This is a genomic window from Paraburkholderia sp. BGA-UO-ETr-F12, assembly GCF_059567945.1.
The window spans coordinates 22,314-36,347 of the sequence record NZ_JCAQOZ010000024.1 but is presented as its reverse complement, the minus strand read 5'-3'; the positions used below and the strand labels follow the sequence as shown (position 1 = coordinate 36,347).

At 61.5% G+C, this 14,034-nt stretch carries 12 protein-coding genes; 5 read left to right on the top strand and 7 right to left on the bottom strand.

The features are described 5' to 3' along the window. Window positions 1–89: 89 nt before the first annotated feature. From AC57B6_RS09230 to AC57B6_RS09220, 3 genes are read right to left on the bottom strand one after another with little or no spacing between them, the layout of a single operon-like run. Window positions 90–1,295 (bottom strand): hypothetical protein, encoded by a 1,206-nt coding sequence (locus AC57B6_RS09230; protein ID WP_496421044.1) that lies wholly within the window; start codon window positions 1,293–1,295, stop codon window positions 90–92. After that, window positions 1,292–1,639, bottom strand: coding sequence for a Tn3 family transposase post-transcriptional regulator TnpC (tnpC, locus tag AC57B6_RS09225; RefSeq protein WP_496421043.1), 348 nt, complete (start codon window positions 1,637–1,639; stop codon window positions 1,292–1,294). Before tnpC ends, AC57B6_RS09230 begins: the two co-directional genes overlap by 4 nt. Next, window positions 1,632–4,631 (bottom strand): Tn3 family transposase, encoded by a 3,000-nt coding sequence (locus tag AC57B6_RS09220; protein ID WP_496421042.1) that lies wholly within the window; start codon window positions 4,629–4,631, stop codon window positions 1,632–1,634. The genes tnpC and AC57B6_RS09220 overlap by 8 nt, the downstream gene beginning before the upstream one ends. A 213-nt stretch (window positions 4,632–4,844) precedes the next feature. On the opposite strand from AC57B6_RS09220, the gene AC57B6_RS09215 reads away from it, so the two are divergent. Together AC57B6_RS09215 and istA are read left to right on the top strand one after the other, a co-directional pair. Further along, window positions 4,845–5,375, top strand: a complete 531-nt coding sequence (locus AC57B6_RS09215) for a hypothetical protein (RefSeq protein WP_496421041.1) — start codon at window positions 4,845–4,847, stop codon at window positions 5,373–5,375. A gap of 177 nt (window positions 5,376–5,552) precedes the next feature. Then, a complete protein-coding gene (gene istA / locus AC57B6_RS09210; RefSeq protein WP_496421040.1) occupies window positions 5,553–7,223 on the top strand; it encodes an IS21 family transposase in 1,671 nt (556 codons plus the stop codon). Window positions 7,224–7,237: 14 nt separating this feature from the next. Here istA and AC57B6_RS09205 read toward each other — a convergent pair whose 3' ends face one another. From AC57B6_RS09205 to AC57B6_RS09190, 4 genes are all read right to left on the bottom strand, one after another. Beyond that, the gene (locus AC57B6_RS09205) at window positions 7,238–7,498 is read right to left on the bottom strand and encodes a hypothetical protein (protein ID WP_496421039.1); all 261 of its coding nucleotides are present in this window, start codon (window positions 7,496–7,498) and stop codon (window positions 7,238–7,240) included. Next, window positions 7,495–8,289, bottom strand: coding sequence for an ExeA family protein (locus AC57B6_RS09200; protein ID WP_496421038.1), 795 nt, complete (start codon window positions 8,287–8,289; stop codon window positions 7,495–7,497). Before AC57B6_RS09200 ends, AC57B6_RS09205 begins: the two co-directional genes overlap by 4 nt. A gap of 3 nt (window positions 8,290–8,292) precedes the next feature. Continuing rightward, complete coding sequence (locus tag AC57B6_RS09195) at window positions 8,293–9,615, bottom strand: DDE-type integrase/transposase/recombinase (RefSeq protein WP_496421037.1); 1,323 nt, start codon at window positions 9,613–9,615, stop codon at window positions 8,293–8,295. Between the two features lie 135 nt (window positions 9,616–9,750). Next, entirely contained in the window at window positions 9,751–10,284 is a 534-nt protein-coding gene (locus tag AC57B6_RS09190; RefSeq protein ID WP_496421036.1) for a DUF6431 domain-containing protein, read from the bottom strand. A 200-nt stretch (window positions 10,285–10,484) separates the two neighbouring features. Here AC57B6_RS09190 and istB point away from each other — a divergent pair, with 200 nt between their 5' ends. From istB to AC57B6_RS09175, 3 genes are all read left to right on the top strand, one after another. Continuing rightward, window positions 10,485–11,252: an IS21-like element helper ATPase IstB gene (gene istB / locus AC57B6_RS09185; protein WP_496416262.1), complete on the top strand. Its 768-nt coding sequence runs from the start codon at window positions 10,485–10,487 to the stop codon at window positions 11,250–11,252. Beyond that, window positions 11,249–11,467 (top strand): hypothetical protein, encoded by a 219-nt coding sequence (locus AC57B6_RS09180; protein WP_496416263.1) that lies wholly within the window; start codon window positions 11,249–11,251, stop codon window positions 11,465–11,467. The genes istB and AC57B6_RS09180 overlap by 4 nt, the downstream gene beginning before the upstream one ends. 103 nt (window positions 11,468–11,570) lie before the next feature. Next, on the top strand, window positions 11,571–14,024 hold the full coding sequence (locus AC57B6_RS09175; RefSeq protein WP_496421291.1) for a type VI secretion system Vgr family protein: 2,454 nt from the start codon (window positions 11,571–11,573) through the stop codon (window positions 14,022–14,024). The last annotated feature ends 10 nt before the right edge of the window (window positions 14,025–14,034 follow it).

Below are 14,034 nucleotides of genomic sequence, written 5' to 3'. Positions count from 1 at the left end.
GAAAACAATGCTACAGAGATAATAAAGCTTATCTCTGTAGTGGTCGTGAAAACCAGGCCTTCCGGCATCTGGTACGACGCGTCTGCGTGCTAAACGGCCTCCAGGACCCGTTTCACAAAGTCGGACTGCGGGGAGAGGCCGGAAGTCTGCGAGCGAATCATCTCCCTGACAGATTCAGCATCGACGCCAGCGTGCACAGCTGCCTGCAACGTTGCGCGGCTTGCGTTAAGTACATCCATCTCCGTGATCTCGTAGCCGTGGCCCCGCGAGATCCAGCGCAGTGCTGCAAGGCCTGCAGCCATGGCGAATGCCGGCTGCTTCTGTGCAAAGTCCCTGGCGGCGCGCGTCAGCGTCCGCGGATCGGTCGGACTGGTGTTGGCAAGATCGATGGCGAGGTCGAACAAGCCGGCGTCCTTGGCCGCCGCGAACCACTTGCCCGGTTCACCTGGCGACGCGGCAACCAGATCTCGCAGGATGGTCTCCGGCGCGATGTGCGGGTACTTCTTTGCGATGGCACGGAATGTTGCTAGGTAGGTGGTACCCTGGTTGGCTTCGCGCGCATAGCGCCGGTATGCCTCGTCAGCAAGCCCCGATGACAGCAGGATCGCTTCGCAGACCTGCGCGATCTGCCCATCCGGCTGGTTAAGCCCACGCGTTGCTTCTGCATAGGCAAGCGCTTCCGCCTTCTTGCCCATCGCAACCAGTGCCTTGACGCCCCAGCAGCGGTAATGCCACGACTTGAAGGGCGCCAGATCTATCAGTGCAATGAGTTGTGCATACCGCCTTGCCGCATACAATGAAGCCAGACAGATCGGAGTCCCTGCGAAGTATGCACCCGGACCATCCGCCCAGACGCGCTCAACCAGCGACAGAAAGCGGTCGGCCCACGTATTGGCGATCTCCTTCGTCGCGCACAGTTTGTCCCATTCGTCCGCCAGGGCCTCGATATAGGGGACGCCCTGATCCTGAATCGCCTCCCATAGCCGCTCGAGCCAGCGTTGACGCGTGGTTGCATCGACCGGCGCGCCTGCGATGAGTGGTACAAGCACCTCGATCGCCCGGTTCACGGCCGTACCGAGCGCACCGGACGAGCTGTCGACGTGTTCGAGCGCAGGCGAGACTTTCTCCAGAAACTTTACTGCGCCTTCAGCGGCGAGCGCCGGATCGCTGCGCGCCATTAGCCTGATCTCAGCGAGCGCCTCCTTGATGCGCTGGATCGGTGCGTCCGAGCGCCAGCCGAAAGCATTTCGACGAAAGCGTTGGGCGAATTGCCATTTGTACGCGGCGAGCTTCATAGTGGATCGTCAGTCTGGGATCGCAAATCCTGCAGGGGGCGCAGGGCGAGAATCATCCGCTCGAGTACCGTCATCCAGTCTTCCAGTTCCTCGAGAACGCAATCGGCTTGCTCCACCAGCGTGAGGTCATCCGTTGAGTACGACAGGCTCGCGCCATTGATCACGGTATGCGCCATGCCGTGCAGGCGCAACAGATCGTCGCGCAGCCCATCGGGGCCGCAGCGAACCCGGATCGTGTCGAAGAGGTCGACTGCCTGCTGGATGACGAGCGTGTCGTAACGCTGCTGCAGCGATTGCAACGCGTCGACATCGACGGCGCCATAGGGAGTCTCAATGTCAGGCATGGTGTATGGGTTTCCTAAGGGAGCGGGCCGGGCCGGCGAACAGGCTCTCGCGTATCCAGCCCTCGACGTGCCCGAAATCCAGTTCATACTTGCCAAAGCGCTTCAGGTTGCTCGTGAGATAGGGGCTCAGGAATCTGATGTCGTCAGGATTGACCTCGATGCCATCCTTCACCATCGAGCGCAACGCCTGCATCATGTCTACCGTGTTTTGCAGGATTGCGGCCGACGCCATCAGGTCGTTATAGCGCAGGCGCTTCTGCTGCTCGTCCGGGTCGTTGACCGGCAACACGTCTCCACCAAATGAGAACCACTTCGCGAAGCCATTGTAGGACTCAACCTTGTTGGTCGTGGCGGTAATCTCCTGCCGAAGCTCACTGCTGCCGAGCCATTCAAGCAGGAATACCGTGCGCACGACCTTGCCAAGCTCTTCCGCGGCGAGAGACAAACGATTTCGTGGACTGGCCGCACCGAAACGGCGCAGCAGCAAGGGCGACGAAATCGCTCCCGACTGGATCGACAGGGTGAGTTGCATCAGATCTTTCCAGTGTCGCTCGATGAGCTCCCAGTCAACCACTTCCGTGAACAGGCCGTCGATGTGCTGGTATTGGGTCGCGGCGTCCACACGGTACAGCTTGAGGTCCTGCCAGTTGCGAATCCGCGGCATGAGCTTGATTCCCAGCAGGTAGGTGAAGGCGAACACTGCAGCCGATTGTCCCTGGGTATCGGCGTGCACCGTATCAGCCTGGACGCTCAGGTCGGCCTTGAGCAGGCCTTCGATGACGTAGATTGCCTCCCAGATGCCTGGCGGAATGAAATGCCGGAAAACCGCGATGTAGTTGTCGGCGACGTGCCGGTATGCGACCGCCCCCATTTTCCGGTAGCGGAAGTGATAGCCAGCCAGCAGGTTATTGTCGTAAAAATCGTACTGCGTGCCGTCTGCGGCCACCGTCTTTCCATCGCCCCAGTGTTTGGGCAGATCCAGCCGCAGGTAAAGCTCGATCAGTTCGCGCTGCGCGGTCTCCAGTCGTTCCAGGCTCAGGTGCCGGTGGTTGACGAACGACATCATATGCGGCGTGATCTTGTCCCCCATGTGGCGCGCTGCCTGGGTCGGGCCCAGATTGCACCCCATCGCGAAAATTGTGAGCAGATACCGCTCGGCAGCATTGCGGATCTTCGGATCGTTGCCGCTGAGCGGGCCGAAATACCGGGTGAAATTTGTCCAGTGCTCGATATTGGTCAGCACGTCCAGCAGATTGCGCACTGGCATGCGTTTGACCATCGCCTTGTGCAGCGCCACCGCGCTTTCCGGAATGATCGTGGCGACAGTGCGACGCACGACAACCTCGCCGGCCTTGTTGATGATCACATGTTCAGACTTCTCAGGAAAACGCTCGTCCAGTTGGCGAGCAGCATCAGAGAGCCATTTTCGTAAATGGGCCACGAAGCCAGCGCCGCTGTCCGGCATGCCAAACTTCTCGCAGTAGACCGGCAGACGTTTTTCGCATTCATTCCACGGTAACAGGTAATCGCGGTAATCAGCAAAGGCGTCCGAGCCGGCTACGCACAGATCTCCGCTGCGTAGCTCCTTCGCCATGCAGGACAGCACGCATAGTTCGAGATAGCGCCGGTTTGTTGGCGCGCCCTTCTCACGCGGGCGGCAAACCAGCTTGCGCCAGCGATCCGAGGCAAAGCTGAGGTCAATCTCAACATTGAGCCATTCCCGATGAAGCGACTCACTCTCGAAGACGGCTTCCAGTGCGCTCAGCAAGGTTTGCGATTGCGTGGTCGAACCCCACGCCAGTGCACGCGCCAGGCGTAGCAGTACTGAGCGATGCGCCTTGAAATGCCGCCACAGTAGTGGCAGGTAGTTCCTGCCACTGTACGCCCGGACCTCAGCACAGCTTTCGCGCAAGGATTCCAGGCTGCCAGACGGCGCCAGATACTGGCGAACCCGCGCACCCAGTTCGGCATTGTCCTGGTGCTCGTCGACAATATTGACGACGCTATCGAGCGTATCAACAAGGCTTTCCATCTGCTCACGCTGACGTGCCTGGATCTGATCAAGCTCCTCCCTGGCCCGCTTGTGGATTGCGCCCATACGGCGAATAAACATCTCGGCCAGGTCGTCGCGGGCTCGCACGCGCATTTGATGCAGCAGTGCGACGATGAGGGTATATCGCCGCTCGGGCAAAGTCTCCTTCAGATTCGCGGCATCCAGACTCATCGCTTGCGTCGACAGGGAACGCAGCTTTGCGGTGGGGATACCCTCGAGTACGTGGGTATAGTCGCCAAAACCATCGAGCCAGGCAAGATGTTCGATCAGCAGGCTGATGTGCTTGCGCGATGGCCGTAACGCGTTTCGCTTGATGGCGTTGTACGCCGTCTGGCGCTGGTTGAATTCACGCTTGAGCAGCCGGTCCAGCTGGGTCCTGTCCTCGTCAGTGAGGCGACGCGAGGCACGCCGGAACAGCGCCGTTTGAGTTCGGGCGTGAACCTGTTCGACGATAGCATCGAGCGTCGAGAACGCAGGCAGTTCGACATGCTGCTGGATCAGGCTATCGATGGTCGCATTGATAATGTCCACCGGCTGGTCCATCGTCTCGGCGGCCTCGTGTGCCGCACGCACCGCGATTTCATTGGCATCGGTGCCGTAATAGGACTGGATGCCGAGGAACTCCCGGATCGCTACGTAGTGACGAAACAACGCGGGCGATCTGGACCTGTCGTAGCTAAACTCGGCCTCCGCCGCGATGTCCGCGCTCGACCGGATGTGCTCGATGACGGCGGCGGGGATAACATCGACGAAGGGGAAATAGTGCATCTGCTGAAAGACCTTCAGCAGAACCAGCAGCCCCAATCTCGAAGATTGCCCCCGCGCGTTGCGACGCACCCACTCCAGCTCTTCAACATCCGGCGTATAGAAGGCTTGCAACTCCGCAGCCGAAAAGACCTTGGGGAAGCGCGGATACGCAGTGCGTTCGACTGTGGCCATACCGGATTTTCAAATTCGAATGGGCCGGCCAGTGTAGCGCAAAAGAAACTCAGCAAAACCATCGCACCGTCGCCGATTTATGCAATAAATTTGGGATCTTAAAAATGCGATGCCATACAGACATCCCAGCGCGGCGAACTACGCACTCGTGGGCCCGTCCCAGCAGCCCGCTATAATTTGCGAATTCAGAACCGGAGCGAAGGGTGCGGAAAAATGGGCAAAGCCAGCCACCGAAAAACATCGTCACGTGCCCGCAAGCTGGGTGCGCGTGACCTGGAAGCATTGCAACGGGAAGCGGTTCAGGCTGGGCTCTCTGACGCTATTGTTCTCGATCGCAATGACCTGCCACCGGAACAGAAAATCTCCTGGCCCCTGGCCCAGATGCTTCAGGAGGAGGTATCTGATGGTCCAACTCTGGAGGAATGTCAGAGCGCATTGACGGCAATTGTGTCGGCATGGAATATCAGCCTCCTGCCCGAGGACGAGCGTAGCGAAGCACTGGGCGAGCAAATCAGATTCGACAAAAGTGTCCCACCCGAAATACGACGTGAAATCACACAAGGCATCGAGCGTCTGATCGGTGAAAAATTGGCCCGGTTTCCGCATGACCGCCGCCGCATCGTTTCGTGGGAGGCAAGGCTCGAAGGCGACATGCTCCGCGTCGTCGCGGCGGCGGCTGATGGTCCCCAGCATGACACGCTGGAAGACGTCATGCTGGCTTTGCTGCGAACAATGACCGGGTGAGAGGCCACGCGCTCAAACCTTCCGGCAGTTTGGGCAACCAATCACTGCCTGAACGCTTTATACCTCAATCGAATAAGTCGAAGCGCTATCATAACTACGAGGCTTATGATAGCAATTTGACCGGATCTTGGTCAGCCCCCATGTTCGTACTGTTACTCACTGCACAGGACACGACCCATGACCATCGGAGTTGAACTCGAAGCGCAGATCCTGCGCTACTACCATGTCGAGAAGTGGCGCTGCGGCACCATCGCGCGCCAGTTACACGTACACCGCGGCACCGTCCAGCGCGTACTGGCGCAGGCCGGACTGCCCAGAGTCGGCGCGGTGCTGCGGCCCTCGCAGATCGATGCCTACCTGCCGTTCATCCATGAGACGCTGAAGAAGTTTCCGTCACTCACAGCCAGCCGTCTGTATGCGATGGTCTATGAGCGTGGCTACCGGGGCAGTCATCATCACTTCAGGCACCTGGTCTCGCTCCATCGTCCGCGTCCGGCGGCCGAGGCGTACCTACGACTTCGCACCTTGCCTGGAGAAGAAGGCCAATGTGACTGGGCGCACTTCGATCATCTCCAGATCGGACGTGCGCGCCGGCCACTGATGGCCTTCGTGATGGTGCTATCGTGGTCCAGGCAGATCTATCTGCGCTTCTTCCTCGATGCGCGCATGGACAGCTTTCTGGCCGGTCACGCCGGTGCCTGGGCGGCATGGTCCGGGTTGCCACGTATCGTCCTGTACGACAATCTTAAAAGTGCAGTGCTCGAACGTCAGGGCGACGCGATCCGCTTCAACCCGACGCTGCTCGCGTTCGCCGCGCATCATCGTTACGAACCCCGTCCTGTGGCCGTGTGCAGGGGGAACGAGAAGGGTCGTGTCGAAAGAGCAATCAGGTTTGTACGCGAGAACTTCTTTGCCGCGCGCAAATTCGCTGACCTCGACGACCTTAATGCTCAGGCCGCACTCTGGTGCGCGGGTTCCGCCGCCGATCGTCCCTGCCGGGAAGAGCCCACGATCACCGTGCGCGAAGCCTTCGCCCGTGAACAGCCCAGCCTGCTCGCCTTGCCAGAGAATCCGTACCCGTGCGAACTGCAGCTGGCCGTGAAGGTTGGCAAGCAGCCGTACGTGCGTTTCGACCTGAACGACTACACGATCCCGCATACGCACGTGCGGCGCATGCTCACGGTGCGGGCCGATCCGCACCAGGTGCGCATTCTCGATGGTGCCGATCTGCTCGCCACCCATGTGCGCAGTTACGACCGCGGCGCACAGATCGAGATTGCCGCGCACATCGACGCCCTCGTCGAGCACAAACGCGAAGCCCGTCACCATCGCGGCCTCGACCATCTGGCCCGCGCGGCGCCGGCCAGCCAGGCGTTGATGCTGCGCGCCGCTGAACTCGGCGGCAATCTCGGCAACATCACAGCCAATCTGCTGCGCCTGCTGGACCGCTATGGCGCCGCCGAACTGCAGGCGGCCATCGAGGAGACCCTCGCCAGTGGCGCGGCGCCTCATCCGAATCCGGTCCGTCTGGCACTGGAGCGCCGGCGCGAGGCGCGCAAGCTGCCTCCGCCGCTGGCCGTCCCAATGCCCGAACACGTGCGCAAGAAGGACACGCTGGTAACACCCCACCGCCTCGACATTTACGACCAGATGTTACGGACCGGGCTATTCGAGAAGTTACGTACCGGGCTATTCGAGATGAAACGAAGCAGGCTGTCTCGCGCTGCGATGGAAATGCACATGATGAAGCAAAGCGCGAGACGAAGTTCACGATGTAGCGAAGGCAACCGGCACGTAGTGAGGGGCCGTCGGGCAACGTGTGCGTCGCAACGCAGACGGGAGCCGTGAAGGCTCCCGTGAAGTCAGAATGGATCGAGTGGATCGTCAAACGGATCGGGTGGATCGCCACCGGTATCGACGTCTTCGGGTGGACGATAGCAGCGCGCCTGGTCGCCGTAGACGGTGTCGAACCATAGCCAGAGATCGTCAAGAATGCTCATGATCATGAAGGCGGTCTCGTCGGTGAGCTCGATTTCGGCGACACCGGCGTTGCGGGTGAAGGCAAACATGATGGTTTCGCGGATGGTGGCAGGCGTCATGGCGGGCGGTGCGTTGCGGGTCATCGCACCTCCTCGATGGCGCACTGCAGGAGTTCGTCGGGGATGTGGTTCAGCCCTTTCGGTACGGCCAGGCGCATGGCGTTACGCAGGATGCGTCCGGCCTGACGGGGCACCCCGCGCGAGGCCTCGCGCAGCTGTTCGAGTGCGGAATCGGAGAGCAGCGTGTGGGTGCAGCCGGCGGCGTTGAGCGCGTGAGCGATGAGCTGGGAGAAGCGTTCGCGCTCCAGCACCGGCGTGAAGTGCACGCGTACCTGGATGCGGCTGTGGAGCGCGGCGTACTGCGCCCGGTCGAGCATGCTGGCCAGCGCGGGGTGGCCGACAAGCCATACGGTGATGAGATCCCTGGCGTCCTGTGAGAAGTTCAGGAACGACGGCAGATCGCGGAAGAACTCCGCTGCCAGGTGCTGGGACTCGTCAATGATCCATACGGGCACGATCTGGCGGTTCTGGGCGAGCTCGACGATGCGCTGCTTGATGTCGCGCCAGAGGTCCGCGCGCCGGTAGCTGGGCTCGAGCCCGAGTCCGCGCGCGAGCGCCCGGTACAGGTCGACGCGGCCGAAGTCGGTTTCGGCGGTGTAGATGACCTGATAGCGGTGCGGATTGAGCTTGCCGGTGATGTGACGCAAGGTGGCGGTCTTGCCCACGCCAGGCTCGCCGGTGAGCAGACCGACGCCGGGGCTGTCGAGCAGCCACTGGAAGCGATCGCGCAGATGGGTAATGGCGCCGTCGTCCCACAGCTCGATCGAGTCCTTGTCCAGCGGTGCACAGCGCAGGCCGAAGTGCTGACGGTACATGGGTTATTCCTCCGGGCGCAGATAGTGTTGACGATGGGCGAGCTCAATGAGGTTCGGGCCGGTAGTGGTTGGGGCGGTGGCCGGTTCGGCCGCCGGCCGCTGCCGCCGGCGCGTGCTGTTGGCGATGGCATCGAGCGGGGTGGCCATGCCGATGCATTTACCCTCATTGTTCTCGACGTGCATGACGGCACCGGTGTGTGGGTCGACCACGAGCTGGACGTGTTGGCCGGTGAGCTCGTACGGGACTTCGAACTGCTTGCCGTTGTACGAGACGGTGCCGTCACGGCGCACCAGGCGTTTAACGCGATGCCAGAAGAGCTCGTCGAGCTGCGCGGCCAGTGGCCCGAGCAGGCGGATGCGCGGCAGGTCCTGCTGGTAGCGCGAGAGCGGCGTATGCTCGCCAAGTGCACTGTGCTTGCTGCAGTTATAAATCTGGTCGATCCATGCCCAAAGGCGGGCGTTCAGATCGCCCAGATCGCGGACATGGGTCGTATCAAGTTCGGCGAGGAACTGGGAACGTAGCGTTCTGTGCCAGCGTTCCAGCTTCCCTTTGGAGGTTGGCTGGTAAGGCTGGCAGTGGACCAGACGGATGCCCAGGCGCGCGCAGATGCCCTGCAGGGTGGCGCTGCGGTAAGCCGAGCCGTTATCTACGACAAGCCTGGCAGGGATCCCCCGCCGCATTAACGCCTGCTTGAGCACGCTCTCGATCTCCAGTGCGCTCTCCGAGAGGCAGAATGCGCTGTGGGCGATGAGCCGCGAGGCATCGTCCATCAGCGAAACAAGATAGGCTTTGCGCCGCCGGCCATTGAGCGACAGCGTCGGACCGTGCAACACATCGCCATACCAGATCGAACCCGCGTGCTCGGCGACGAAGCTGCGCTTCTCGTCGGGCACGACAGCGGTAGTGGCGATACGCGACAGGCCGTTCGCCCTGAGCAGGCGGTGTACGGCGCTCTTCGAGAGCGAGTCGTGCGGCACGACGCCGGCGCCCTCGAGCAGCAGACGGATCTGACGGATGGAACGCCGCGGGTTCTCGCGCTTGGCGGCGATCACGGCGAGCTGCACCGCCTCGGGCAGCTTCGAGGCGCCGCGGTCATTACGCGGCTTGCAGGCGAGTCCAGCGACGCCCTCGCGCCGCCAGAGGTCGTACCAGACGCGCAGCGTCTTCTCGCTGATGTGGCGGCGTCGGGAGCCGGGAATGACGTACTCCTGCCGGGCGATCTGGTGCATGAGGCGAGCGAGTTCACCACGGGCGAGTTCGCCGCGGCTGACAAGCGGGCCGAGTACGCCCAGACGGAACAACGCCATCTCATCGATGGGATTCATGTGGGAAAAATCCTTCGTTTAGTTGAAGAATCGACATGAAAACGCCATCGCGATGCCGGCGGAAGTGGCCAGACTGTGTGGACAGCTTACCAATCCATGAAATGGCCCGTTGCGCGGTGCGCGGGATCCGACGGATTACGGGACAGTCAGGCCGTCGCCATCAAGCCAGGCCATTGCCTGGCACAACGGCATCAACCGCAGGCAGGCGCGCCAGAAGGACGCAATATCGGTGGTACGGCCCAGTTCTGGAAAGCGGCTACGCAGCAGGAACGCGAAGGTCTGCGTCTGTTCGCGCAGCCAGCGCCACCATCGGCGCACGGTGTGGCGGCTCAGACCGGCGACGGCCGCCGCGCAGCGCAGTGACAGGCCGAAGAGCAGTAGCGAGAGGACTAGTTGCTGCAAGGCCCAGCAGTACCATCGGCGCGGGCAGATGCACAGCGGCAGGCGTGAGCAGGTACGGCAGCATGCCGGACAACGGAAGCGTGGTACGGGTAGCGGATTGAGTGCGGCGTGGCTGCTGTGGTCGGCCTTGCGTTCGTAATAGCCGTGACTCCAAAGTTCGCCGGATCCGCAATGCGGACAGCGCTCGGGGCGATAGGACTGCGGGGTGGAGATGACAGCGCGAAGATGCTGTTCGAGAGTGAGGAATGCGCGTACGATTCGTCGCATAGGCTGGTCTGTTGTTGATTCGAGAGTTGGCTTGGAACCCATCTCACGATATCACGGCAGCACCGGCCTTCTTTACGCTCCTCGTGTCCCGCGCTGCGCGCGGTGAAGTTCAAAAATTCGTTCCCGACGTTCGCGGGAAAAACACCCCTCGCTGATCCTCGAATAGCCCGGGACGTCACACCAGATCGCGGGAGACACCGATGAGCGCGCCTGACGATCTGCAAAACCGCGCGCACGCGTTGCGCCTGTACGGACTGCTCGCACATTGGCCCGATGTGGTAGCCCAGCCGTGGCTCGCGCCATTGCTGCAATGGGAAGAGGACGAGCGCGGACGCCGTTCTCTGGAGCGACGTATCCGCGAAGCCCATCTGGGCAACTTCAAACCGCTGTGCGACTTCGACTGGGCCTGGCCCCGGCGGTGCGATCGCGCTGTCGTCGAAGAGTTGATGTCGCTTGAGTTCGTCAAGGACACTGCGAACGTCGTGCTGATCGGTCCGAACGGCGTCGGCAAATCGACACTGGCGCTTAATCTCGCCTATCAGGCAATCGTACATGGCCACACGGCCTTGTTCACTACCGCCGGCCAGATGCTCGGCGAACTGGCCGCGCTCGACAGCGATTCGGCCTTGCGCCGCCGGCTGAACCGCTATGCCTCACCCGACGTCCTGGTGGTCGATGAAGTCGGCTACCTCTCGTACTCGAACCGCCACGCTGATCTGCTGTTCGAACTCGTCAGCCGGAGGTACGGGGTCGCGTCGACAGTGGTGACGACAAACAGACCATTTGGAGAATGGCATGAGGTGTTTCCCAACGCCGCCTGCGTCGTCTCGCTTGTTGACCGACTGGTGCATCGCGCCGAGGTCGTCGTGATCGAGGGCGAGTCCTACCGTGTGAAGGAGGCGCGTGAACGTGCTGAGCAACGCACGAAGAAACGTAGCGCAGCTAAAGCCGAAAAGAAGACGTCATGACGCGCAGTCACCTACCTTCCGGAACCACGCAAGGGCTGGACTTCCTGATCTCAGACAACTGGTCGGCCGACCAGGCACTTGCCGTCGTTGAACTCCTCGACGATCTACGCGAGCGTATCGCCGCGCACTACCAGATTCCGCTCAATGAACTGCTGCACGAACAGCGCGCGCCTCCCGACAATCCTCACCCTCGCGACATCGACGATCCATTCTGATGACCATCGCCCAACAACAGCGGGCCATAACCGCCCCTGTTGTTGACGCTTTTACTCAACCTTGCGCCGCCGTTTAGTGCCGGGTTTGCACCGCCGCTAACAACTGGGATCAGATGGCGGATTAACCAGCTATTCGATCCGTTTTGCCTCGTGGATGAATTTCCTCAAATTCCGCCGCGACCAGCGCATCTGGCAGGATAAGTCCGCCGACGTCATCCTGACCGATGTGTTCAATGCCCACCCCCAGGCGAAAGGTCACTTCCAGTTCAAGCTCTCGACGCCGTTACCGCCGAGGTCTTATTGCACGCAATATGAAGACGACTGGAATTTTGCTCATCGGCTGATCGAAGAGGAAGGACTGTTCGGCTTCTGGACACAAGGTGAGGACGGCAAGTCGCATACGCTGACAATTACGGACCGGCTTGACACGTTTGAACCGCTCGCCCCGCAGACGGTGCAGTTTTCCCGCTACGGTACGAACAGCGAACTGGACGCGCTGGTTCACTGGTCGAGCGAACGCACCCTGCACAGCGCGGTACTGACAACCCGTACAGCCGACTACAAAAGCCCGTCGTCGCTCGCCAACCCGAAAGGCACCAGCATCCCCACGGTGTCGCACGAATTGCCGGACGAACTGGAAGTCTACGAATACACGGGACCCTATAGTTACCTGAAGCAGGAACGCGGCGAGCACCTGTCGAAGATTCGCATGGAGCAATGGGAGTCGGAGGCGAAGCGGTTTTACGGTGTCGGCGGCGTGCGCGGCATCGACGCCGGTCGCTGGTTCGAACTCACCGGGCATCCCGAGCACGACCCCGACGCTGCCGACAGGCGGCAGTTCGCGATCATCGAAACGGTGTGGCTGATTGAAAACAACATTCCGGCATCGAGTCATCATTCGAACTTCCCGCACAGCCTGCAAAACCGCTTAGCCGAGGCGCGTGAAAGTGTTCAGGACAGCCCGGCTTCCGTCGTGCCGCACGCGGATGGCTCGGGCGGTTTTTTCCGCGTCGAGATAGAGGTCCAGCGCAAGTCCGTGCCGTTCCGCAGTCCGTTCGAACATAACAAGCCGGTCATGCAGTTGCAGACGGTGACCGTGGTGGGACCGGGCGGACAGGAGGTCTATACGGACGAACTGGGCCGCGTGAAAGTGCAGTTTCACTGGGACCGCATCGGCCAGCGCGATGACCGGAGTTCGTGCTGGGTGCGCGTCGCGCAGCCGTGGGCAAGCGGCGGCTTTGGCGGTATCCAGCTGCCGAGAATTGGCGACGAGGCCGTCGTATCGTTTCTCGACGGCGATCCGGACAGGCCGCTCATCACAGCGCGCGTGGGCAACGGCGCGAACCGGCCGCAGTGGAACCTGCCCGACCAGCACATGCTGTCGGGGTTCGTCAGCAAGGAAATCGGCGGCAGCCAGAACAACGTCTGGCTAAAAGACGACACCACCGGCCAGGTGCAGACGCAGATTCGCAGCGATCACCTCGAATCTGGTCTGCACGCGGGATATATCACGCGGATAAGCGAACCCGCTGGTCGCGGCGAGAAGCGCGGTGAAGGTGTGGAGCTGCGCACCGACGGGAATGCGGCCGTGCGTGGCGCGCGCGGGCTGCTGCTGACGACTCATCCACGCTCAGGGGCAACCGGTGACGCGTTCAGCGTCGATGAGGTGAACCTCCAGCTGGCGAACGCCCAGGATATCGCAGCGAGCCTCGCGCAGTCCGCGCAAACGGCGGGCGCACAGGATGGCGAACAGAAGGCAGTCGCCAGTACGCTGAAAGCACAGGCGAAGGCCATCCAGGGTGGCGGTGCGCTGAAGCAGTTCGAGCAGCCGCATCTCGTGCTTGCGAGTCCCGCTGGTGTCGCCACCAGCACGCCGGAGCAGATTCATCTGAGCAGCGGCAAGACCACCTCGGTCACAACCGGCGAGCATGTATCGATCAGCACAGGCGGCGGCTTTTTTGCCAGCGCACGCAAAGCGTTTCGCCTGTTCGTCACCGAGGCAGGCATGCGACTGGTTGCGGCGGCAGGCGACATCGATGTGAAGGCGCTAAAGGACAGTATCAACCTGCTGGCGAAGCTGAACGTGACGGTGACCGCGACCAAGATCACGATAAGCGCGCAACAGGAGGTCGAGATCAACGGGGGCGGCAGCTATACCCGATGGACGTCCGGGCAGATCAAGCATGGGACGTCCGGCGGCTTCGAGGTGCACTCGGCAAGCCGGACGTTCGTCGGACCTGACAGCGTGAGCACGCCGACTATCCCGGCGTTGCCACCGGAGAAGGAACAGTTGCACTTCGCGTTGCGGGCGTTACCTGATGATGGACACCAGATTGTCAGTGCACCCTACGACCTGTACAAAGGCGCTGCAAAAATCGGTGATGGAGTGACCGACGAATTTGGGCGCATTGTCGTGGAGGATCACGAGCCCGGCACGCCTGCGTACACAGCCAAGCTGAGCAACGGTGCGGAATACGATTTGAACGTGAAGGATGCGCTCAATGGCGACCCTGATCACCTCGACCAGCGCACCAACCGTGGCGAACGGCACGTCTGAGCGCAGCGCT

Excerpts from the sequence above, each read along its gene's own strand:
- AC57B6_RS09230 (WP_496421044.1), bottom strand. The coding sequence starts at position 1,295 with ATGAAGCTCGCCGCGTACAAATGGCAATTCGCCCAACGCTTTCGTCGA.
- istA (WP_496421040.1), top strand. The coding sequence starts at position 5,553 with ATGACCATCGGAGTTGAACTCGAAGCGCAGATCCTGCGCTACTACCAT.
- AC57B6_RS09215 (WP_496421041.1), top strand. The coding sequence starts at position 4,845 with ATGGGCAAAGCCAGCCACCGAAAAACATCGTCACGTGCCCGCAAGCTG.
- tnpC (WP_496421043.1), bottom strand. The coding sequence starts at position 1,639 with ATGCCTGACATTGAGACTCCCTATGGCGCCGTCGATGTCGACGCGTTG.
- AC57B6_RS09200 (WP_496421038.1), bottom strand. The coding sequence starts at position 8,289 with ATGTACCGTCAGCACTTCGGCCTGCGCTGTGCACCGCTGGACAAGGAC.
- AC57B6_RS09190 (WP_496421036.1), bottom strand. The coding sequence starts at position 10,284 with ATGCGACGAATCGTACGCGCATTCCTCACTCTCGAACAGCATCTTCGC.
- AC57B6_RS09180 (WP_496416263.1), top strand. The coding sequence starts at position 11,249 with ATGACGCGCAGTCACCTACCTTCCGGAACCACGCAAGGGCTGGACTTC.
- AC57B6_RS09220 (WP_496421042.1), bottom strand. The coding sequence starts at position 4,631 with ATGGCCACAGTCGAACGCACTGCGTATCCGCGCTTCCCCAAGGTCTTT.
- istB (WP_496416262.1), top strand. The coding sequence starts at position 10,485 with ATGAGCGCGCCTGACGATCTGCAAAACCGCGCGCACGCGTTGCGCCTG.
- AC57B6_RS09195 (WP_496421037.1), bottom strand. The coding sequence starts at position 9,615 with ATGAATCCCATCGATGAGATGGCGTTGTTCCGTCTGGGCGTACTCGGC.
- AC57B6_RS09205 (WP_496421039.1), bottom strand. The coding sequence starts at position 7,498 with ATGACCCGCAACGCACCGCCCGCCATGACGCCTGCCACCATCCGCGAA.